This window comes from Caballeronia sp. dw_19, assembly GCF_018449515.1.
GTDB lineage: Bacteria > Pseudomonadota > Gammaproteobacteria > Burkholderiales > Burkholderiaceae > Caballeronia.
In genome coordinates this window covers 64,752-86,564 of record NZ_JAAVUQ010000007.1, presented here as the reverse complement: position 1 = coordinate 86,564, position 21,813 = coordinate 64,752, and the positions used below count along the sequence as shown (strand labels likewise).

The 21,813-nt window shown below is 61.1% G+C and carries 15 protein-coding genes; 10 read left to right on the top strand and 5 right to left on the bottom strand.

Annotation, left to right across the window (positions count from 1 at the left end):
* Positions 1-404 precede the first annotated feature (404 nt).
* Positions 405-1,169, bottom strand: coding sequence for an IclR family transcriptional regulator (locus tag HB376_RS12240; RefSeq protein WP_213763934.1), 765 nt, complete (start codon positions 1,167-1,169; stop codon positions 405-407).
* Positions 1,170-1,371: 202 nt separating this feature from the next.
* Between HB376_RS12240 and HB376_RS12235 the strand changes: the two genes are divergently transcribed.
* From HB376_RS12235 to HB376_RS12225, 3 genes are all read left to right on the top strand, one after another.
* Positions 1,372-2,796, top strand: a complete 1,425-nt coding sequence (locus HB376_RS12235) for an aldehyde dehydrogenase family protein (RefSeq protein WP_213763933.1) — start codon at positions 1,372-1,374, stop codon at positions 2,794-2,796.
* The gene (locus HB376_RS12230) at positions 2,793-4,421 is read left to right on the top strand and encodes an AMP-binding protein (RefSeq protein ID WP_213763932.1); all 1,629 of its coding nucleotides are present in this window, start codon (positions 2,793-2,795) and stop codon (positions 4,419-4,421) included. The genes HB376_RS12235 and HB376_RS12230 overlap by 4 nt, the downstream gene beginning before the upstream one ends.
* A 142-nt stretch (positions 4,422-4,563) precedes the next feature.
* On the top strand, positions 4,564-5,955 hold the full coding sequence (locus tag HB376_RS12225; protein WP_255631300.1) for an MFS transporter: 1,392 nt from the start codon (positions 4,564-4,566) through the stop codon (positions 5,953-5,955).
* A gap of 16 nt (positions 5,956-5,971) precedes the next feature.
* Here the strand turns inward: HB376_RS12225 and HB376_RS12220 are convergent, their stop codons facing one another.
* Positions 5,972-6,883: an NAD(P)-binding domain-containing protein gene (locus HB376_RS12220; protein WP_213763931.1), complete on the bottom strand. Its 912-nt coding sequence runs from the start codon at positions 6,881-6,883 to the stop codon at positions 5,972-5,974.
* A gap of 389 nt (positions 6,884-7,272) precedes the next feature.
* Between HB376_RS12220 and HB376_RS12215 the strand changes: the two genes are divergently transcribed.
* Positions 7,273-8,433: a 2-aminoethylphosphonate--pyruvate transaminase gene (locus HB376_RS12215; protein ID WP_213763930.1), complete on the top strand. Its 1,161-nt coding sequence runs from the start codon at positions 7,273-7,275 to the stop codon at positions 8,431-8,433.
* 58 nt (positions 8,434-8,491) lie between these two features.
* Here the strand turns inward: HB376_RS12215 and HB376_RS12210 are convergent, their stop codons facing one another.
* On the bottom strand, positions 8,492-10,231 hold the full coding sequence (locus tag HB376_RS12210) for a cobalt chelatase (protein ID WP_213763929.1): 1,740 nt from the start codon (positions 10,229-10,231) through the stop codon (positions 8,492-8,494).
* Complete coding sequence (locus HB376_RS12205) at positions 10,231-11,214, bottom strand: AAA family ATPase (protein ID WP_346730486.1); 984 nt, start codon at positions 11,212-11,214, stop codon at positions 10,231-10,233. Before HB376_RS12205 ends, HB376_RS12210 begins: the two co-directional genes overlap by 1 nt.
* Positions 11,215-11,452: 238 nt before the next feature.
* Here HB376_RS12205 and xsc point away from each other — a divergent pair, with 238 nt between their 5' ends.
* The 3 genes from xsc to HB376_RS12190 all read left to right on the top strand — a co-directional run bounded on the left by xsc (position 11,453) and on the right by HB376_RS12190 (position 16,375).
* Positions 11,453-13,285 (top strand): sulfoacetaldehyde acetyltransferase, encoded by a 1,833-nt coding sequence (gene xsc / locus HB376_RS12200; protein ID WP_213763928.1) that lies wholly within the window; start codon positions 11,453-11,455, stop codon positions 13,283-13,285.
* A gap of 112 nt (positions 13,286-13,397) precedes the next feature.
* Positions 13,398-14,447: a phosphate acetyltransferase gene (gene pta / locus HB376_RS12195; protein ID WP_213763927.1), complete on the top strand. Its 1,050-nt coding sequence runs from the start codon at positions 13,398-13,400 to the stop codon at positions 14,445-14,447.
* Between the two features lie 311 nt (positions 14,448-14,758).
* Positions 14,759-16,375: a methyl-accepting chemotaxis protein gene (locus tag HB376_RS12190; RefSeq protein ID WP_213763926.1), complete on the top strand. Its 1,617-nt coding sequence runs from the start codon at positions 14,759-14,761 to the stop codon at positions 16,373-16,375.
* A 43-nt stretch (positions 16,376-16,418) separates the two neighbouring features.
* On the opposite strand, the gene HB376_RS12185 is transcribed toward HB376_RS12190, so the two are convergent.
* Positions 16,419-17,516 (bottom strand): NADH:flavin oxidoreductase/NADH oxidase, encoded by a 1,098-nt coding sequence (locus HB376_RS12185; protein WP_213763925.1) that lies wholly within the window; start codon positions 17,514-17,516, stop codon positions 16,419-16,421.
* 85 nt (positions 17,517-17,601) lie between these two features.
* Between HB376_RS12185 and HB376_RS12180 the strand changes: the two genes are divergently transcribed.
* The 3 genes from HB376_RS12180 to HB376_RS12170 all read left to right on the top strand — a co-directional run bounded on the left by HB376_RS12180 (position 17,602) and on the right by HB376_RS12170 (position 21,806).
* On the top strand, positions 17,602-17,904 hold the full coding sequence (locus HB376_RS12180) for a helix-turn-helix domain-containing protein (RefSeq protein ID WP_213764129.1): 303 nt from the start codon (positions 17,602-17,604) through the stop codon (positions 17,902-17,904).
* A 188-nt stretch (positions 17,905-18,092) separates the two neighbouring features.
* The gene (locus HB376_RS12175) at positions 18,093-21,023 is read left to right on the top strand and encodes a molybdopterin-dependent oxidoreductase (protein ID WP_213763924.1); all 2,931 of its coding nucleotides are present in this window, start codon (positions 18,093-18,095) and stop codon (positions 21,021-21,023) included.
* 39 nt (positions 21,024-21,062) lie between these two features.
* Positions 21,063-21,806 (top strand): 4Fe-4S dicluster domain-containing protein, encoded by a 744-nt coding sequence (locus HB376_RS12170; protein ID WP_213763923.1) that lies wholly within the window; start codon positions 21,063-21,065, stop codon positions 21,804-21,806.
* The last annotated feature ends 7 nt before the right edge of the window (positions 21,807-21,813 follow it).

Below are 21,813 nucleotides of genomic sequence, written 5' to 3'. Positions count from 1 at the left end.
GGGCGAAGCGTGTTCATGTCAGGATTCGCGAGAAGGAGGGTTTCACACATCCGTGGCTCTGGCGAGCACCGTGCTTTTGGGGCACCTATGAATAGAAACTGCACGCTGTGGACACTTAGGGTAGCGTGGTTTAAAAGCGCTTTCTTTGCTTCGTTTCTTTGTCGCTTTGGACAAAGAAATGACGTGCCGCCACGCACAGTGGCTAATAGTGATAAAGAGAAAATCCAACTCTCGCAGACCACCACGGCCGAAAGCAGCAACCCGGCATTGACCCCGACCGCTAACCCCAGAACCGACCACCCCGGCACTAACCCCGCCCACTACCCCCAGAACCGCCCACCCCGAGTGCGAACGAACCCCATCCTCGGTAACCCGCACGTCGCCTTCGACGCAAGAATTTGCAATCAATCGTGAAACGTCTTAGCCGTTTCCGCAGCAGCAAGACGCAGGTCAGGCACAAACGCGAGCAGATCGTCGAGCGCGACGCGACCGATTGGCGCCTGCACCGCGATGGCCGCGCACGCCCGATTGCGATCGAGCATCACCGGCACCGCGATAGCGATCAGCCCCTGCAAGTGCTCCTGGTTGTTGATCGCGAGCAGGCGCCGGCGCGTCGTGCTCAGTTCGTGGCGCAAAGCGTCACGGTCGACAATGGTCCGTTCCGAATACGCGCGCAACGGCAGTGTCTCGATCATCCGCTCGCGCCGTTCCCGTGGCATGAAGCTCAGCAGCAATTTGCCGCTTGCCGAGCAATGCAGGGGCACGTGCGAACCCGGCTGCAAATGCATGCGCAACGGCCACTCCGTCTCCACGCGATCGACATAAACCACGTCGTTACCCGACAACATTGTCAGGTTGCACGTCTCCCCGATCTTTTCCACCAGTTGCTCGAGCAGCGCATGGCGTGCCGCCGCAGGACCGGCGTGCATCAGCACGTTGACCGCGAGCGAGCGCACCCGTGGCGAACATTCATACAACCGGTCGCCAGCGCCGCGCGTGATGAGGTACGCATCCGTCAACTGCACCAGGATGCGATGCACGGTCTGCTTGGGCAGCGCGAGTGCGTCGACGAGATCGGTCATCGAAAGAGGGCGCCCCGCCTGAGCCAATGTTTCGAGTACCCGAAATGCGCGCACGGCGGCTGCGTTGGATTGGTTTGATGTCGACATTCCGTCTCCTGAACGTCGTAGATTTCTATGGAGGATTTGCATCAACTTTATCGCTTTTCGGGACTGCGAAACGTCCCGAAAACTGTATTTTTCGCTGCTATGGGAGGGGTAGCGAGGGTTAGATCGGAAAACGGGACTTCGCTGTACGCGTGGCTGAGTAGATTGCAAATCACCGTGATTATTTTAGCCGGAGCGACGCGTAATGAATGGACACATCAGCGCAGTGGAAGTGGAGACGACCGCCGTCGTAGCGGAACAGGTCGCGCGGGCACGCGCGGCGCAGAAAAGTTTCGAACACGCGGGGCAGGACGTTCTGGATACAGCCGCCGCCGCTGTGGCGTGGGCAATCATGGAACCCGGTCGCAACCGGCGGCTGGCAGAGATTGCCGTGCGAGACACGGGCCTCGGCAACGCCGACGACAAGTTTCGCAAGAATTATCGGAAGACGCTCGGTCTGCTGCGCGATTTGCACGATGCCAAAACCTGCGGAGTGATCAGCCGGAATTCAGCTACCGGAATCGTCGAGATCGCGCGAGCGGTGGGTGTGGTTGCCGCGATTACGCCTTCAACCAACCCCGCCGCCACGCCCGCTAACAAGATTATCAACGCGCTGAAATGCGGCAACGCGGTAATCGTTGCACCATCGCCGAAGGGGTATTCATCGTGCGCGTTGCTGATTGAATTCATCCACGCGCAATTCGCCAAGGCGAGCTTGTCCACCGATCTCGTTCAGGTGCTGTCGCCGCCGATCACCAAGGCGGCGACAGCAGCATTACTACCGCTGTGCGATCTCGTGGTCGCGACGGGATCGCAGGCCAATGTCCGCATGGCTTACACGAGCGGCACGCCCGCGTTTGGCGTAGGTGCGGGCAACGTGGCATTGATTGTCGCTGCATCGGCGGATCTGAATGACGCGGCGCGGAAAACTCGGCTCTCCAAGACCTTCGATAACGCCACCAGTTGTTCATCCGAAAACAGTGTCGTGATTGTGGACGCGGTGTATCGGGCTGCACTTAACGCACTCGCTGAAAACGGCGGAGCGTTACTCGACGCGGCGCAAAAGGAACGCCTGCAAGCGGCAATGTGGACGGGGGGGAAACTCTCCGCGCACTGCACGGCGAAGTCCGCAGTTGAGATCGCCCGGTTAGCCGGTCTCGATGACATCGCGGCCAAGGCGCCCGCTTTCCTGATGGTCGAGGAAGATGGGTTCGGCGAGGAGCATCCGTTCTCGGGTGAAAAGCTTTCACCCGTGCTGACCGTCTATCGCGCGAGGGATTTCGCAGACGCCACCTCGATCGTGCAGCGCATCTACGCGTACATGGGTGCGGGCCACTCGGTCGGGCTGCATTCCGCTGATCCCGCGGAAGCCGTGCAACTCGGCATGAACTTGCCGGTCGCCCGCGTCATCTTCAATCAGGCGCATTGCCTCGCAACCGGGGGTAATTTCGACAATGGTCTGCCTTTTTCGCTGTCGATGGGTTGCGGCACCTGGGGCCGCAACAACTTCTCCGAGAACCTCGGCTTTCGTCACTACCTGAACATCACGCGGGTCGCTTATCCCATCGAAGAACGCGTTCCGGAGGTGGACGACTTACTCGGTGATTTCTTCAAGAGGTACGGTCGATGAACACGCCTGCCACCTTGCGCGAGTTGATCGACGAACGCGCCGCGCAGTTCCCCGACAAACCCTTCCTGCTCGCGCCAGCCGATGACGCTAATGCGGATGTCAGTCCGATCCCAAGCCACGCCGGCGTGCTGACGTTCGGCGAATTGCGTGACGCTTGCCAGACGCTCGATGCCCGTTTTCACGACGCGGGTCTGAAGCCGGGCGATGTTGTCTCGGTGTTCATGGGCAACGGCATCCAGACGGCCACGCTGCTCCTTGCGGCGATGTACAGCGGGCTCATAGCCAATCCCTTGAACCTGCTGTGCCAACCGTCGCAGGTGCGTTATATCGTCGAGCATTCGGATACACGGGCCATATTTGTCTCGGAGGAATCGCGGGTGGCGATTACGTCCGCCATTGCAGCGTTGCGCGAAGAAGGTTTCAATCGCGAGATCCTGGTCGTCACCACCGAGCCTGACGCGCTTCAGGCACCGGTGTTCGCGCCTCCGGAACTGGTGCTCGCCGATGCCGCAACGCAGCCTTCAGCGCGGCCTGTTACATCGCAGTTGGCTACTGTCAGTGAAAATTCTCCGCGTGCGGAAGACGTCGCGCTTCTGATGTACACCTCAGGCACGACCGGTCTGCCTAAAGGCGTACTCCTCACGCATCGCAACCTGCTGGCGAACGCGCGCACGATCACAGCCGAGCACCGGCTCACTGCTGACGATCGCGTGCTCGCGTCGCTACCGCTTTTTCACATCAACGGCTTGGTGGTGACGCTTCTGGCCCCGTTGCATCACGGCGGTTCCGTCGTCGTCGCGCCGCGTTTCTCGGCCCGAACGTTTTGGCGCGATGTCACGCGTCACGGCTGCACCTGGATCAACGTGGTACCTACGATCGTCGCTTATCTGCTCAACCAGCAGGACGATTACGCCTTCGACCTGTCCGCGCTCAAGTTTTGCCGCAGCGCATCGGCGGCGCTGCCGGTCGAACATCACCGGGCGTTTGAGGCACGCTTTGGAATCGGCGTGATCGAAACGATGGGCATGACGGAGACCGCGGCTCCAGTATTTAGTAATCCATATGAGGTCGAAAAGAGGCGAATGGGCAGCATCGGCTTGCCGTGCGGTGCGAGCGCCCGCGTGATCGACGCACAAGGCCGCGATTGTGCCAACGATGAATGCGGCGAGATCGTGTTGCACGGCGAACAGGTGATGAGCGGCTACTACAAGCGCCCGGAAGAGACGCGAGCGGCGTTCACGGAGGACGGCTGGCTACGCACGGGTGACCTTGGTTACCGCGATGCGGAAGGTTACTTCTATATCAACGGCCGCTCGAAGGAACTGATCATTAAAGGCGGCGAGAACATTGCGCCGCGCGAGATTGATGAGGCGTTGCTGAAGCACCCGGGCGTGCTCGATGCTGCTGCGGTCGGCCTGCCGGATGCCGCGTATGGACAGGAGATTGTTGCATTCATCGTTCCGCGCACGCTCGACGGTCCACTTGCCCTCGATCTCACCGATCTCAGGAATCACTGCCTGCGCGAACTCGGCCGCTTCAAGACGCCGAAGGAATTCCGCCTGATCGACGAGCTGCCGCGCGGGCCGTCGGGCAAGGTACAGCGGTTGAAGTTGCTGCAAAGCTGATCCGCCAAGGCGCGAACTATATCTACTCACGCAAGGAAGCCTCCGACCCAAAAGCCGCAATACGAAATAAGCGAAACGAAATAAGCATCGAAGCACCGACCACGAACGTCAAAGACGTCACACGGAAGAGACAGGAGACAGCATGGAACAGCAAGCGACGCAACCGCGGCGTGTCAAGACGCGTCACATCATTCTCGCGGTCATGTGCCTGATGTATTTCATCTCATACATCGATCGCGTGAACATTGCCGTAGCCGGCCCCATCATCCGGCATGAGATGGGATTGACGTCGGGGCAGCTTGGCCTTGTGTTTTCCGCGTTCGCGTATCCGTATGCCGTCATGCAGATTGTGGGTGGCTGGCTTGCCGACAAGTACGGACCCAAGCGTGTGCTCACCGTGCTTTCGCTCATATGGGGTGTTGCGACGCTTGCAACCGGCTTTGCCGGCAGCGTGGCGATGCTCGTCGGCTTGCGCTTCATGCTCGGCGTGGGCGAGGGTGGTGCATTTCCGACGGCGACCCGTGCCTTTACCTACTGGATGCCGGTCGCCGAACGCGGTTTTGCGCAAGGAATCACTCATAGCTTCGCGCGGCTCGGTGGGGCCGTGACGCCGCCGCTCGTGCTCGCGGTCGTGGCAACAGGCGGATGGCGCGATGCATTCATTCTGCTCGGTGTCGCCAGTCTTGCGTGGACCGTGCTTTATCTGTGCGTGTTCACGAACTCTCCCGAACAGCACCGTCGCATCACGCCGCAAGAAACAGCGGAGATCGGCTATCACGTGGGCGACTGCGACCGTGCCAAACATTGCGCGACGCCGTGGCGAAAGCTGATGCACCGCATGTGGCTCGTGACCTTCGTCGATTTTTGCTACGGCTGGCTGCTATGGGTCTACTTGACGTGGTTGCCGTCTTATCTCAAGGAGTCGCGGGGATTCGATCTCAAGCAACTCGCGCTTTTCACCGCCTTGCCGCTGCTGGCGGGCGTGATAGGCGATACGCTCGGCGGGACGCTGTCCGACAAGATCTTCAAGATGACTGGCCGGCTGCGCTTCGCACGCTGTTCCGTGCTGGTGGTGGGATTGGGCGGTTCGCTCGCATTCCTGGTGCCAATGGTTAGTACAGCGAATCCGGTGACGGCCGTGCTGTTCCTGTCGGCGTCGTTCTTCTTCCTGGAGATCACCAATCCTGTGCTCTGGACATTGCCACTCGATATCGCGGGAAAATACGCGGGCACCGCCGGCGGCATGATGAACACCGGCTTCGGTGTGGCGGGCATGGTGTCGCCGGTCGTGTTCGGTTACCTGATCGAAACGACGGGCAGCTACAACGTCCCGTTCACTATCTCGGCATGCCTGCTTGCAGTGGGCATGGTGGCGGCATTGTTCATCAACCCGTTGAAGACGGTCGATGCCGACGAGGAACGCGACCGTACCGAGGCCGGTTCGCTTGGCGGCATCCCCGCGTTCCTGCAAGCAGCGCCCGGCTTGCGGCTGGAGCGGCATCACCTGCGCCGGCCGTTGCGCTGGCGCAAGTGAAGTGCGGAGCCTGAAACTAGCTCTTGAGTTTGCGCAGGCGCCAGATCAGGCTGGATGTATCGAAGCGATTGCCGCCGAGTGCCTGTATGTCGCCGTAGAACTGGTCGACGAGTGCGGTCATGGGCAGGGAAGCGCCGTTGCGCTTCGCTTCGTCGAGACAGAAGCCCAGGTCCTTGCGCATCCAGTCGACGGCAAAGCCGTAGTCGAACTTGCCGTCGATCATGGTCTTGCCGCGATTGTCCATCTGCCAGCTTGCTGCCGCGCCCTTGCCGATTACATCGAGTACGAGCGGCATGTCGAGGCCAGACAACTGGCCGAAATTAACCGCCTCCGACAGACCCTGAACCACTCCGGCGATGCAGATCTGGTTGACCATCTTCGCGAGTTGCCCTGCGCCGGCCGGGCCGATCAACGTAACGGCCGTCGCGTAGTGATCGAGGGTGGTGCGGACGCGTTCAAAGACATCCTTGGCGCCACCGCACATGATGGTCAGCTTGCCTGTTTGCGCGCCTGCCTGGCCGCCGGACACGGGGGCGTCAATGAAGGCCAGCCCGCGTGCGTCCGCGATCTCCGCCAGCTCACGCGCCACATTGGCGGATGCGGTTGTGTGATCGACGAATGTGGTTCCTTGAGCCATGCCGGCGAAAGCGCCGTCGTCGCCCAGCGTGATGCTGCGCAGGTCATCGTCGTTGCCTACGCACGCCAGCACCAGGTCTGCTTTCGATGCGGCTTCGCGCGGTGTCCGTGCTGCCTGTCCGCCGTGTTCGGTCACCCATTGCTCGGCCTTGGCGTGGGTTCGGTTGTACACCGTGACGTCGAGGCCGGCTTTGGCAAGGTGGCCGGCCATCGGATAACCCATGACGCCCAGGCCAAGAAACGCGACACGGCGCACGGGGCCGCTGGAAGAGGAGTTTGCAGGTTCGGTCACGTGTGGATCCTTTCAGGGTCGAGAGAGAGAAAACTCGATTATCCCAGCGATGCGGGGCGCCCGCTGCGCACCCGCCGGGCCGAACGCGAGTTGATTTGTCGATCTATATGAGCACGTGTCCGGGGCGACGCCGACAGGCTCGCGCATTTCTCCGCGTCATCAACCATTTACAATAAACGGTATGATTTGTATCTATTAATGATGTGCTTCCAGGTCACGGCAGCGGCTGAGGCCTTGAAATGGACAACGGGCGGTTAAAATGTCGTCATGCGTCGAGGACGCTTGGCAGAGGTGAACGCCTCGCAGCCAGCGACATTACACGCGCCACACGCTCATCTATTCTTCGTGCAGCCTTTAAACGCCACACATCGATACTGGACATCCTTCCTATGAATCAATCCGCGGTCCTCAAACCAGCTGCTTCCGAAACGGGCGATCCCTTTCTCCTGACGCCCGGGCCGTTGACTACTTCGCGTACCGTCAAGGCATCGATGGCGCACGACTGGGGCTCGCGCGATGCAAGTTTTGTTGCGATCAACAAAGCCGTGCTCGCGCGACTCGCCGAGATCGTTCACGGCGAAGGCGACTATGTCACGGTGCCTATGCAAGGTTCCGGCACCTTTGCCGTCGAAGCCATGCTGACCAGTTTCGTGCCGGCGACCGGAAAGGTCCTCTTGCTCATCAACGGCGCTTATGGGCAGCGCGCGAAACGCATCCTCGACATCGCCCGGCGCAAGACCGTCACCCATGAGACGGCCGAAGATGCGCCGCCGGACCTGAAAAAGATCGAGACCATACTGAAGCGCACGCCCTCGATCACGCATATCTTCGTGGTCCATTGCGAGACGACCTCGGGCATCCTTAACCCGATTGCCGAGATCGGCACGCTCGCGGCCAAGTACAAAAAGGGCTATCTCATCGACTCAATGAGCGCCTTCGGCGCACTGCCGATCGACGCGCCCGCGATCCACGCGGACGCGGTGGCGGCTTCGTCGAACAAGTGCATCGAGGGCGTGCCGGGACTTGGCTTCGTCGTATGCCGGCGCGACGCGCTGGCCGCGACCAAGGGCAACGCCACCACGCTGGTCCTCGACCTGCACGACCAGTGGGCGAATTTCGAAAAGACCGGGCAGTACCGGTTCACGCCACCTACGCATGTGATCGTGGCGTTTCATCAGGCGCTTCAGGAATTTGATGCGGAGGGGGGCGTTGGCGGGCGAGGCGGGCGGTATCGGAACAACTGCCGTGTTCTGGTCGACGGCATGAAGGCGCTCGGTTTTGAGCTCTTGCTGAAGGCGGATTTGCAGGCACCGATCATCGTGACCTTCCGGATGCCCGCGCATCCGCGCTTTGTCTTCGAGCGTTTCTACGATGGCCTGAAATCACGCGGTTATGTGATCTATCCGGGCAAGCTGACGATCGCGGAATCGTTTCGTATCGGCTGCATCGGCCGGCTCTACGAAAAGGAGATGCACGGTTTGATCGCCGCCGTGCGCGACGTGCTGGATGAAATGGGTGTGAATAGCCTGACCGCCACGGCTGTTGCGTAGAGATGCGCTTCGCCGGGCGATATGCCCGGCCTGGGCGCATCTGCGCTTCTATCATCCGTTACCTGATACTCACTGCATGCCTGCGTCCGCCGATCCATCGCACCAGTTCGCCGAACATCGCCATGGTGGGCTGCACGGACAAGTCCATCGCGAGGCAATGCCGGTAGTACGGACTGAGATCCAGCCCAATGCCTAATCCCAGCACCTCCACATCTCGCGCGGCCTCGTGGCGCGCGATGACTTCGCGCAGATGATTATCGAGATAACGCGCGTTGTTCGCGAGGACCGTGGCGCCTTCCATCGGGCTGCCGTCTGAAATCACGATCACGATCCGCCTTCGCTCGTTGCGTGCAAGCAGTCGCGTGCACGCCCAGTCGATCGCCTCGCCATCCACGCCTTCGCGAAACAGATCGGCCTTGAAGAGCGCGGCTATATTCGCGCGGGCTCGTCGCCAGTTGGTGGACGCATCCTTGAACACCATGTGCGAGAGTTCACAGAGCCGGCCGGGATGAGGCTGCCGCCCACGAGCCATCCAGTCGAGCCGGGCGCGGCCGCCGTTCCAGGCGCCCGTGGTGAAACCCAGTACCTCGGTAGTCACACCGGCCTGATCAAGGGCGCGCACGAGCGTGTCCACCATGACGGCCACTGCTTCAATATGGGCGCGCATCGAGCCCGAGCAGTCGATCAGGAAACTGATTGCACAATCGGCCAGAGGCGTTTCCCGTTCCAGCCGAAATAAGCGTCGCTCAGAAGGAGAGCTAACGAGTTGCGCGAGGCGCCGTCCGTCGATGCGGCCATGCTCCTCTCCGAACGACCAGCCGTCGCGTTGCGGGATGGCGAGCGCAATCCGCAGCGCGTGGGCCAGCCGGGGAACGTTGATGCCTTGCGTCGCAATCCGCTCGTCGAGGCGCTCGCGATACTCCGCCAGCAGCGCCTTGCGCACAAGCGAGCCCGGATGAATCTCCCGGTCATAGCGCTGGGTGAAAACGCGGTAGCTGTCGCTGGACGCCCCCGGCACGCGGCCTACGCCAGTGACGACGGCTGCCATCGACTCGTCTTCATCCGCGTTCTCGTTGTCATCGAAATCGAACCATAGCGATACCGCCGTGCGGGTGGCTTCGTCGTCCGTCTTATCTGCTGATTCATCCAGCGTGTGCTGCTCGCGCGCGTCCCGGATCATTTCGCTCACAAGGTGGGCCATCTCAAGCGCGTGGACCGCGAACGCACTTTGCTCCGCGCGATGCCGCCGCAGGCCGGCCAACGAAACGCCCAGCGCCGGCGCAATCCCAGCGCGCGTATGTTCGATCAGGCCCTCGGTTTCTTCGAGCACCGGCCAACCCGAGAGGCGCGACCAGGAAATTTGTGCGACGGTATAAAGCAGGTTGCCGATATGGCTTTCCGCCTGTCCAGAGCGATAAAAACTTCGCGACCAGGCTTCGAACTGCTGACGAAGGTTATTCACAAGACCGGGCATGCCGGGCGGTGTCAGGCTTTCGCAGCGCAGTTGCTCAAGCAGTTCGAACACGAGGCGCGCGACGGGGTCGGCGGGGCATAACCGGCTATGCAGGGTCGCATCGGAGCGCATCAGACGCAGGGCGGCACCATCGGCCGCGCCGCGCAGGCAGTCCAGCCTGTTCGCCATCCTATCGCGGCGCAGATGCGGCGCATTGAGCGGCAGCGGGCGCAGGTCGCGGCACAAGCGGCCGTTGCGGTAGTCGAGCGCCGCGTCGCCTGTGAGGGCACGTACCGCCGATGCGCACAGATTCTCGCGCTGCTCGCGGTGCCTATCCATTTCCATCAGCGAGACTCCGTTGCGAGGCTCTTTCGCTCGGACGTGTCGTCCAGCTCCTTGCCAAAGCAACGCTGGAAATACTCGGCGACGATCGGCCGCTCAGCCTCGTCGCACTTGTTGAGGAACGTCAGACGAAAGGCACGCGCCGGATCGTGGAAGATCTGGCAATTTTCCGCCCAGTCAATCACCGTACGCGGCGACATAAGCGTCGATACATCGCCGGTCGTGAAGCCTTTGCGCGTAAGTTCAGCCACGCTCACCATCGATTCAATCAGTGCACGGCCGGCGTCGTCGGCAAGCTCGGGCACGCGCGCGAGCACGATCCCCGTTTCTTCCGCGCGCGGCAGGTAATTGAGCGTGGCGACCACGTTCCAGCGGTCCATCTGCGCGTGGTTCAACATCTGGGTGCCGTGATACAGGCCGTTAATGTTGCCCAGACCCACCGTATTGCTGGTGGCGAACAGACGGAAGTATGGGTGCGGACGGATCACGCGGTTCTGGTCAAGCAGGGTGAACCTGCCATCACGTTCCAGGATGCGCTGGATCACGAACATCACGTCGGGGCGGCCGGCGTCGTATTCGTCGAAGATCAACGCGACCGGCCGCTGCAGCGCCCACGGCACGATGCCTTCCTGGAACTCCGTCACCTGCATGTCGTCGCGCACGACGATCGCATCTTTTCCCACCAGATCGAGGCGGCTGATATGACCATCCAGATTGATGCGCACGCACGGCCAGTTGAGCCGGGCCGCCACCTGTTCGATATGCGTCGATTTGCCCGTGCCATGCAGCCCCTGCACCATGACCCGGCGGTTACGGGCGAAGCCCGCGAGGATCGCGGTCGTCACTTCCGGGTTGAAGCGATAAACCGCATCGATTTCCGGAACGTGGTCGTCGGGTTCGCTGAAGGCGGGCACCATCAGGTCGGAATCGATGCCGAACACATCCCGTACCGCGACCATCTTGTCTGGCTTGTTCACTGCGCTTATTCCGCTGGTCGCACCATCAATCACTTCCGTCTCCTCTCTTGTGTCACCGCTGCGACGCGTTCATCCAGGCAGTCGGCTTACTTGCGCTCATCATAGCTTTCTTCTTTTTTAGATACAAATCATACCGTTTATTGTAAATGTGGATTGACGACGGGTTCATCTTATTTTATCTTTCCTCATGAACTGTACATTTCGGAACAATACGTTCCGTTTTATAGATAAACCCGGAGACACCACCATGAGCGAGCAAGACCCCGTAGCCAGCAGCGCTTCCACTACTGTCGCGCGCACCGGCCCCCAGGCCATGACCCCGTCTGAAGCGTTCGTTGAAACGCTCGCCGCCAACGGCGTCACCGAGATGTTCGGCATCATGGGCTCGGCCTTCATGGACGCGATGGACATCTTCGCGCCAGCCGGTATTCGTCTGATTCCCGTGGTTCACGAACAGGGTGCGGGCCACATGGCCGATGGCTATTCACGTGTCTCCGGGCGCCATGGCGTAGTGATCGGCCAGAACGGACCGGGTATCAGCAACTGCGTCACCGCTATTGCTGCGGCTTACTGGGCGCATAGCCCGGTGGTGATCGTGACGCCTGAGGCCGGCACCATGGGCATCGGGCTGGGCGGCTTCCAGGAAGCGCGCCAGTTGCCGATGTTCCAGGAGTTCACCAAGTATCAGGGCCACGTTACGCATCCGGCGCGCATGGCTGAATTCACCGGCCGGTGTTTTGATCGCGCCAAGGCCGAGATGGGGCCGACCCAGCTCAATATCCCGCGCGATTACTTCTATGGTCAGATCAAGGCCGAGATCCCGAAACCGCAGAATCTGGATCGCGGCCCGGGCGGCGAACAGAGCCTCAACGAAGCGGCCGAGCTGATCGCACAGGCGAAGTTCCCCGTGATCATCTCGGGCGGTGGCGTGGTGATGGGCGATGCCATCGAACAGTGCCAGGCGCTGGCCGAGCGGCTCGGGGCGCCGGTGGTCAACAGCTACCTGCATAACGATTCGTTTCCGGCGAAGCATCCGCTGTGGTGCGGCCCGCTGGGTTATCAGGGCTCCAAGGCTGCCATGAAGCTGCTGGCGCAAGCCGATGTGGTGATCGCGCTCGGCTCGCGTCTTGGACCCTTCGGCACGTTGCCGCAGCACGGCATGGACTACTGGCCCAAGGACGCGAAGATCATCCAGATCGATGCCGATCACAAGATGCTTGGGCTCGTGAAGACGATCTCGGTGGGCATCTGTGGTGATGCGAAAGCGGCCGCCATTGCACTGAGCCAGCGGCTCGATGGGCGCACGCTGGCAAGCGATGCCACGCGTGAAGAGCGCGCCCGCCAGATCGCGGCCGAGAAGGCGGCATGGGAGAAGGAACTCGACGAGTGGACCCATGAGCGCGATGCCTACAGCCTGGACATGATCGAGGAGCAGAAGCACGAGCGGCCCTTGGGCGGTGGGCAGTATCTGCATCCGCGTCAGGTGCTGCGCGAACTGGAAAAGGCGATGCCTGAGGACGTGATGGTGTCCACGGATATAGGCAACATCAACTCGGTGGCCAACAGTTACCTGCGCTTTAACAAGCCGCGCAGCTTCTTTGCCGCGATGAGCTGGGGCAATTGCGGGTACGCGTTCCCGACCATCATCGGGGCGAAGGTGGCAGCACCTCACCGGCCGGCGGTGTCCTATGCCGGCGACGGCGCCTGGGGCATGAGCCTGATGGAAACCATGACCTGCGTGCGTCACAACATCCCGGTGACGGCGGTGGTGTTTCATAACCGGCAGTGGGGCGCGGAGAAGAAGAATCAGGTCGACTTCTATAACCGGCGCTTCGTGGCCGGAGAGCTGGATAACCAAAGCTTTGCGGAGATTGCCAAGGCGATGGGCGCTGAAGGGATCGTGGTGAATCGGCTTGAGGATGTCGGCCCTGCGCTCAAGCGTGCGATCGATTTGCAGATGAATCACGGCAAGACCACCATCATCGAAATCATGTGTACGCGAGAACTCGGAGACCCGTTCCGTCGTGATGCGCTCGCCAAGCCCGTGCGATTGCTCGATAAGTACAAAGACTACGTGTGAGGCTTCCAGCTTCCGGGGGCTAAGGCTCTCGTGGAACCTGACATGCTGGAAACGGACTGCTGCCGTTTCCAGCATCAGCCGGCCGTCTTTGGCAACCGTGACCGAGTAATCCATGAAGCCGATTAACCGCATCATCGAGCGCGCCCGCATTCATCCTATGCGCATCGTACTGAGCGAGGCGGAGGACCCGCGGATTCTTCAGGCGGCGCAACGCGTGACCGTGGAATGCATTGCCCGCGTGATTCTGGTGGGGGATGTCCCGCACATTCTTCAAGTGGCGGCCAGTCAGGGTATCGATCTGGCCGGAATAGAACTGGTGGACCCATCCACTTCACCGCTCGGTCCATCCTTGTACCGATGCCTCTTCGAGCTGCGATCCGGCAAGGGCATGACGCTGGACGAGGCAAAGCGGGAAGTGCTAAAGCCCCTCTGTTTTGCCAACCTGATGGTCCGGCTGGGTTATGCCGATGGTTCGGTGTCCGGTGCAGTACACACCACTGCCGACGTGGTCCGAACCGCTATCCAGATCATCGGCATTAACCCATCGTTCAAGCTGGTTTCCAGCTTCTTTCTGATGATGTTGTGCGAACCTTTCCACACGCTCAAGGGTGGGATTATCTTCTCCGATTGCGGGTTGGTAGTGGACCCCAATGCGGATGAGCTGGCGCAGATCGCCATGGCGGCAGCAGATAGCGCGCAGAACCTTTTGATGGATGAACCGCGCGTGGCCATGCTGTCATTTTCGACGAGCGGAAGCGCCCGGCATGCGGCAGTCGACAAGGTGGTGGAGGCAACGCGCCTGGTCAGGCAGCAGCGCCCAAAGCTTGCTATCGATGGCGATGTGCAACTCGACGCGGCGCTCGTCGCCGAGATCGCCGAACGCAAGATAGATCACTCGAACGTGCACGGCCGGGCCAACGTGCTGGTCTTTCCGAGTCTGGAGGCCGGCAATATCAGCTACAAGCTGGCAGAAAGGGTAGGCGGGGCAAAGGCGATCGGCCCGCTATTGCAGGGCCTTCGAAAGCCTGCCAACGATCTGTCACGCGGCTGCAGTGCAGATGACATTTATTACGTCATTGCCGTAACCGTGGTGCAGGCGCAAGCGCCATTGGGCACCACACCAACCCTCGCAGACTCCGGCATCGACAGTCACCCGTCGTGATGATGCATAGCAATTTTCGGTGCCTCTCAAATGACGCAGACGACAACGCTCGATACGTGTCGCGAAGTCGCTTATTGATGGCAAGTGCTGGATTACGGCATTGGAAAATTTGAAGCACGTTATTGTCTGATTATTAGTAGAACGCGCGCCAAAGCGATGGTGAAAAATCGTGTTCTATCGGATTCGGTAACCGGGGTCGTTGCACGGTCATTGCCCAGCGGCTGTGCCCCTTCAGTTTTATGCGAATGGACCGATAAGCAGTAGTCCAACCGCGCGCTCCGGTCGCGGCTTGCCGAATCCGGGAACCATCGATGAAGCTCAGCCTCAAAATCCCTCTTGCCTTCACCGTCGCGCTGCTGCTGATGTTCGCGGGCGCGCTGTATGGCATCTTCGCCCTCAACCAGTCGATCAACGCCTACGGAACCACGGTGCAGGACAACGTGGCGAACGAACGGATGGTGTCCGCCACGCTTGTCGCGTTCAAGCTGCAAGTCCAGGAGTGGAAGGACACATTGTTGCGCGGCAAGGACCCGGCACAGCTCGACAAATACTGGTCCGCTTTCCAGACCCGTGAAAAGACCGTCGGCGCGCTCGCGGCTGATCTCAGGACGAAGCTGCCGGAAGGTGAAAGCCGCACGCTGATCGAGCGCTTTGCGATCGCGCACGCCTCGATGGGCGAGGGTTATCGCAGGGGCTTCGAGGCGTTCAAGTCCGCTGGCTTCGAACCCTCCGCCGGCGATAAAGCCGTGGCCGGCGTGGACCGCGAACCGTCGGCGCTGCTTGAACAGGCCGCCCAGAAAATCGCGGCTGACAGTGCGCAAGTTTCAGCGAAGGCCGCTGTCGATGCGCGCCATGCGACCGAAATCAGCGTCGCGCTGATGCTGGCGGTGCTCGCACTCGCGATGATCGGCGGCGTCATGTTCAGCCGGACGGTCTCGCGACCGCTTGGCCACGCGTTGCGCTGCGCACAGGCTGTTGCGACCGGCAATCTGTCGATGGACTTTGACTCCAGCGGCCAGGACGAGATCGCGCAATTGCTCGCGGCACTGAAGGACATGCAGTCGAGTTTGTCGCAAGTGGTCGCGAAGGTTCGTGAGAACGCCGAGGGCGTGGCGACGGCCAGCGCCGAGATCGCATCGGGCAACCTGAACCTCTCGTCGCGCACGGAAGAGCAGGCGGCATCGCTTGAAGAAACGGCGGCCAGCATGGAAGAACTCACCGGCACGGTCCGCCAGAACGCGGAGAACGCGCGACAGGCATCCACGCTTGCGGACGCGGCCTCGCACACCGCTTCGCGCGGGGGCGTGATGATGGGTCAGGTCGTGGAAACCATGCACGGAATCGCCGATAGTTCGAGCAAGGTCGAGGAGATCATCGCCGTGATCGACGCCATCGCGTTTCAAACCAACATCCTTGCGCTCAACGCGGCCGTGGAAGCGGCGCGCGCGGGCGAGGAAGGGCGCGGTTTCGCCGTGGTCGCCGCCGAGGTGCGCACGCTCGCGCAGCGCAGCGCAACGGCAGCGAAGGAAATCAAGGCATTGATCGTCCAGTCGACCGACCGCGTCAATGCGGGCTCCGCACTCGTTGGCGACGCGGGGCGGATCATCGAGGAGATCGTGGGATCGGTGCAGCGTGTGACGGATATCGTCGGCGAGATTTCATCGGCGTCACAGGAGCAGAGCACGGGGATCGAACAGGTCAATACGGCCGTCACGCAGATGGACGAGGTCACGCAGCAGAATGCCGCGCTCGTCGAGGAAGCCTCCGCGGCAGCGCATGCGCTTGCCGAGCAGGCCAATTCGTTGCGTGACGCGGTGGCGGTGTTTACGTTGCGCGGCGATGCGTCCGCTTCGGAGCGGCCGCGCCGGCCCGGCGCGCCGCTCAAGGTGAGGAGTGCGGTTTCGCGACGCGAGCCGGAGCTTGTATAAGAGCTGTTGTGACTAAGCGGGAAGCGTAGCCTGCCGACGCGTCTTAGCTCACTGCGTAGCGTTCGAGCCAATGCGCGTAAGGCGCAGGCAACGTCCACGAAGGACGTGCAACGCCGAGCTTTTTCGCTGCGTAGTACGGCCAGTGAGGATTGGCGAGATGGGCGCGGCCGACCATCACGAGATCGAGCTGGCCTTCGCGGACTGCGTTATCGGCGAGTTCCGGTGTATCGATTCCCCACGCCGACGAGACGGGCAACTGCGCTTCGCGCCGTACCCGGTGCGCAACCGGCACGAGGAACGCGGGAGCCCACGGGATGTTGGCTGTCGGCGTGGAGAACCCCACGCTGACGCTGAGCATGTCCAGCCCTTCACGCTTGAAATTCTTTGCCAGCTCGATGGATTCCGCGAGGGTTTCCTCATCGCGGCCGTCATATTCAATGACGCCAAAGCGAGCCGTCAGCGGCAGGTGCTCGGGCCATACTTTGCGCACTGCGGCCAGTGTTTCCAGCATGAAGCGGCTGCGGTTCTCGAGGCTTCCGCCGTAGATATCGTCGCGTTGATTGGAGTGCGTCGAGAAAAAGCTCTGACCGAGATAGCCGTGGGCGAAGTGCAGCTCCAGCCATTCAAAACCCGCATCGAGCGCTCGTTTTGCGGCATCAACGAAATCCTGGCGCACGCGGGCGATGTCGTCGAGTGTCATCGCTTTGGGCACCTTGGGCAGGTTAGCCCCGAAGGCGATAGCCGACGGCGCGATGGTCTCCCAGCCGCGCGGATCGTCTTCGCTGATATGGTCGTCGCCTTCCCAAGGACGGTTGGCGCTGGCCTTGCGACCTGCGTGGGCAATCTGGATGCCCGGCACGGCGCCGGCCGCCTTGATCGACGCAACGACGGGCGCGAACGCCTGCGCCTGCTCGTCATTCCAGATGCCGGTGCAGCCCGGGGTAATGCGGCCTTCAGGCGACACAGCCGTCGCCTCGACGATAACCAGGCCAGCGCCACCGCGCGCCAGAGCAGCCAGATGCACGCGGTGCCAGTCGTTGATCAAGCCATCGACAGCGGAGTATTGGCACATCGGCGGGATCGCGATGCGGTTGCGCAACGAGATGTCTTTGAGTTTGAAGGATTCGAATAACGTGGGCATCGGGCAGGCTCCGTGGAATAATTTAGTTCGATAGTTCGATATAAATCGAACTATGATTATCACAGAAACCGGTACCATCTGCCGTATGCGCATATATAACCATCCCAGCCCAAAGGGCTTCACCCTCCAGCGGATCTTCAACGCCTTGAGCGACCCGGTGCGTCTTGACATCGTGCTGCATTTGTCGCGTGTCACCGAAGCCACCTGCGGGGAGCTCGACGGCGGCCGCCCGAAATCAAGCATGTCCCATCACTTTCGCATTTTGCGCGAGGCGGGCCTCGTCCAGACGCGCGTGGCCGGCACGGTTCATCAGAACACGTTGCGACGTGCCGAACTCGACAGCAGGTTCCCGGGACTCATGGACGCTATCCTCAAGCAGACTCCCTGACGATCTCGCTGATCACGGTTTCGATCCGTGCGCACTGATCGTGCAATTGCAGGCAAATTGAAACCATCAGCGTAGCGGATAGTTGCTCTCGCAAATCGCGATTTCCCTTGGTGACCAACGGCGATTAGGATGGTCAGGATCGGATAGGTACCGCCTGGACATACCGGAAGCCGCGAGGGAGACCCAGCATGGAACATCACGCCCGCACGCAGAACGAGCGGCTTGAGATCAAGACGACCACCTGCTACATGTGTGCTTGTCGCTGTGGCATTCGCGTGCATTTGCGCGAAGGCGAAGTGCGTTACATCGATGGCAACCCGGAACACCCGCTCAACCAGGGCGTGATCTGCGCGAAGGGCGCGTCCGGCATCATGAAGCAATATTCGCCCGCTCGCCTCACGCAGCCGTTGATGCGCCGAGCGGACGCCGAGCGTGGCAGCGCGCAGTTCGAACCGGTGTCGTGGGAAGTCGCCTTCGATACGCTCGAAAAACGCCTTGCCGGCATCCGCTCCACCGATCCAAAGAAGTTCGCGCTCTTTACCGGGCGCGATCAGATGCAAGCGCTGACGGGCCTCTTCGCCAAACAGTTCGGTACGCCTAACTATGCGGCGCATGGCGGTTTTTGCTCGGCGAACATGGCGGCCGGCATGATCTACACGATCGGAGGTTCCTTCTGGGAATTCGGCGGTCCCGATCTCGACAGCGCCAAGTTGTTTTTCATGATCGGCACGGCGGAGGATCATCATTCGAATCCGCTGAAGATCGCCATCTCGAAGTTCAAGCGCGGGGGCGGACGCTTTATCGCGATCAATCCTATACGCACCGGTTACGCCGCCATTGCCGATGAATGGGTACCGATCAAGCCCGGCACCGACGGCGCCTTGTTCATGGCGTTTCTCCACGAGCTGATTGCGGCTGATGCCTGGGACCACGAGTTCGTGCGCCGCTATACGAACGCGGCTGACCTCGTCGATCTTAACGAACAGAGTGAGAACTTCGGCCTGTTCGTGAGCGACCCGGATACACCCGTCGGCAATCCGCTGTTTCCGCAAAATCATGCGTGGTGGGATGCTGAGGCGGCGCGCGCCGTGCCACATCATTCACCTGGCGTGACACCCGCGCTCGATGGCCGCTATACGCTAGCGGACGGTTCGCCCGTTGCGCCGTCATTCACGCTGCTGCGCGAGCGCGTAGCGGATTGCACGCCCGAGTGGGCAGCCGATATCACCGGCATTTCCGCTGGCACCATTCGCCGTCTCGCGCAGGAGATGATCCAGACGAGCCGCGATCACCGGATCACGTTGCCCATTCGATGGACCGATGCGTGGGGCGAGACCCACGAAACCGTCACCGGCAACCCCGTCGCGTTTCACGCCATGCGCGGGCTCGCTGCACATTCCAACGGCTTCCAGTCGATCCGTGCGCTCGCGGTGCTGATGTCGCTGCTGGGTACGATCGACCGGCCCGGTGGCTTTCGACATAAATCGCCGTTCCCGCGTGCCGTGCCGCCATCGGCGAAACCGCCGAACAGCCCCGACGCCGTCAAGCCGAACACGCCGCTTGCATCGGGACCGCTGGGCTGGCCGGCCGCGCCGGAAGATCTTTTCATCGATGAAAACGGCGGCCCCGTTCGCATTGATAAAGCGTTCTCGTGGGAGTACCCGCTTGCCGTGCATGGTGTGATGCATAGCGTGATCACCAACGCATGGCGAGGGGACCCGTACCCCATCGACACGCTCATGATCTTCATGGCCAACATGGCCTGGAACTCGTCGATGAATACGACGAAGGTGCGCGAGATGCTCGTCGACAAACACGCGAACGGTGACTACAAGATTCCGTTTCTCGTGGTGTGCGACGCGTTCCAGTCGGAGATGACGGCGTTCGCCGACCTCATCCTGCCGGATACGACTTACCTTGAGCGCCACGACGCGATGTCGATGCTCGATCGCCCGATCTCCGAATTCGACGGTCCGGCCGATTCCGTACGCGTGCCGGTCGTGCCGCCTTCGGGACAGTGCAAGCCGTTCCAGGAAGTGCTGATCGAACTGGCGTCGCGGCTGAAGTTTCCGGCATTCACCACGGCCGAAGGCACGCGGCGCTTTCGTGATTATCCTGACTTCGTGGTCAATTACACGACGACGCCCGATTCGGGGGTAGGTTTCCTGATCGGATGGCGGGGCAAAGATGGGGATAAGGCGCTGGTCGGCGAGCCGAATCCGAAGCAATGGGAACAGTACGCGAAGAACAACTGCGTGTTCCATCACGTGATGCCGGAACACTTGCAGTACATGCGTAACTGCAACGGGCCGTATCTGGACTGGGCTGTTGCGAACGGCTTTCGCAAGTTTCGCGAACCCATCGTCATCCAGCTTTACTCCGATGTCATGCAGAAGTTTCGTCTCGCGGCGCAAGGGAGAACGAAAGGCCGGCAGCCTCCCGATCACTTGCGCGAGCGGGTCGAAAAATACTTCGATCCGCTGCCGTTCTGGTACGCGCCGCTTGAAAGCAACTCGACCGATCTCGAGCGTTTCCCGCTGGCCGCAGTGACGCAGCGGCCGATGGCGATGTATCACTCATGGGACTCGCAGAATGCGTGGCTGCGTCAGATCCATGGCGAGAATTATCTCTACATGAATCCGTTGATGGCTGCCGAGAACGGCATTGCGGACGGCGGCTGGATTTACGTTGAGTCGCAGTGGGGCCGCGTGCGCTGCATGGCTCGCTTCAGCGAAACGGTTGAGCCGGGGACGGTATGGACCTGGAATGCGATCGGCAAGGCGTCGGGTGCGTGGAACCTCGGCGCGAACGCAAGCGAGTCGCAGCGTGGTTTCCTGCTCAATCACCTGATCACCGACGAGCTGCCCGGCGTCGACAAGGGGAATGAAGCCGCCGGGCGACTCTCGAACTCGGACCCGATAACAGGACAGGCTGCGTGGTACGACGTGCGTGTTCGGATCTATCCGGCCGAGGCCGACGCGCAGCACACGCTGCCGCAGTTCGACGCCATGCGTGCGCTGCCGGGTTCGAACGGTGTGATATCGCGGATCGTGCAGACCTACTTCGCGGGGCAAGGCGAATTCGCGGCACGGCTGCGCGGCGCGGTAGGGCGCAAGTAGTGACTCCCAGAGTGACTCCAATAAGCAAGAGGACATGCAATGACTCAGATGGCGCTGGTGATCGACCTGAACGTTTGCGTGGGATGCCACGCTTGCGTGACGAGTTGCAAGGAGTGGAATACATCGGGCGAGTCGGGCAGCCTTGCCGACCTGAATCCCTACGACGCCGATCCGTCCGGCACGTTCTTCAATCGTGTCCAGAGCTTCGAGGCGGGCAGTTATCCGAACGCTGAGACTATCCATTTCCCGAAGTCGTGCCTGCACTGCGAGGACCCGCCGTGCGTACCCGTGTGTCCAACCGGTGCGAGCTATAAGCGCAAGGAAGACGGGCTCGTGCTGGTGGACTTCGATAAATGTATTGGCTGCAAGTACTGCGCGTGGGCCTGTCCGTACGGCGCACGCGAACTGGACGAAGAGCGCAAGGAGATGACGAAGTGCACCTTGTGCGTGGATCGTATCCACGATGAAAACCTCTCCGATCGGGATCGGCAACCGGCGTGCGTGCTCGCGTGCCCGACCTCCGCGCGATTGTTCGGGGACATTCACGATCCCGAATCCGTGGTGTCGAAAGCGATCAGGGAGCGCGGTGGTTATCAGTTGATGCCTGAATGGGACACGAAGCCCGCGAACCATTATTTGCCGCGCAAGATGACGTCGGCTTCGGGGTGCGGGGAAGGCGAGTGTTCGTGCAAGACGGGCGCGGCTGAGTCCATGCCGAAAACCGTGGACGCACAACTTGAGCGTGGGCAATTGCATCTCGCGTCGGTCGCGACGCGCATCTAAAGGACTC

Excerpts from the sequence above, each read along its gene's own strand:
- HB376_RS12240 (WP_213763934.1), bottom strand. The coding sequence starts at position 1,169 with ATGTCGACATCAAACCAATCCAACGCAGCCGCCGTGCGCGCATTTCGG.
- HB376_RS12235 (WP_213763933.1), top strand. The coding sequence starts at position 1,372 with ATGAATGGACACATCAGCGCAGTGGAAGTGGAGACGACCGCCGTCGTA.
- HB376_RS12230 (WP_213763932.1), top strand. The coding sequence starts at position 2,793 with ATGAACACGCCTGCCACCTTGCGCGAGTTGATCGACGAACGCGCCGCG.
- HB376_RS12225 (WP_255631300.1), top strand. The coding sequence starts at position 4,564 with ATGGAACAGCAAGCGACGCAACCGCGGCGTGTCAAGACGCGTCACATC.
- HB376_RS12215 (WP_213763930.1), top strand. The coding sequence starts at position 7,273 with ATGAATCAATCCGCGGTCCTCAAACCAGCTGCTTCCGAAACGGGCGAT.
- HB376_RS12210 (WP_213763929.1), bottom strand. The coding sequence starts at position 10,231 with ATGGAAATGGATAGGCACCGCGAGCAGCGCGAGAATCTGTGCGCATCG.
- xsc (WP_213763928.1), top strand. The coding sequence starts at position 11,453 with ATGAGCGAGCAAGACCCCGTAGCCAGCAGCGCTTCCACTACTGTCGCG.
- pta (WP_213763927.1), top strand. The coding sequence starts at position 13,398 with ATGAAGCCGATTAACCGCATCATCGAGCGCGCCCGCATTCATCCTATG.
- HB376_RS12190 (WP_213763926.1), top strand. The coding sequence starts at position 14,759 with ATGAAGCTCAGCCTCAAAATCCCTCTTGCCTTCACCGTCGCGCTGCTG.
- HB376_RS12185 (WP_213763925.1), bottom strand. The coding sequence starts at position 17,516 with ATGCCCACGTTATTCGAATCCTTCAAACTCAAAGACATCTCGTTGCGC.
- HB376_RS12180 (WP_213764129.1), top strand. The coding sequence starts at position 17,602 with ATGCGCATATATAACCATCCCAGCCCAAAGGGCTTCACCCTCCAGCGG.
- HB376_RS12175 (WP_213763924.1), top strand. The coding sequence starts at position 18,093 with ATGGAACATCACGCCCGCACGCAGAACGAGCGGCTTGAGATCAAGACG.
- HB376_RS12170 (WP_213763923.1), top strand. The coding sequence starts at position 21,063 with ATGACTCAGATGGCGCTGGTGATCGACCTGAACGTTTGCGTGGGATGC.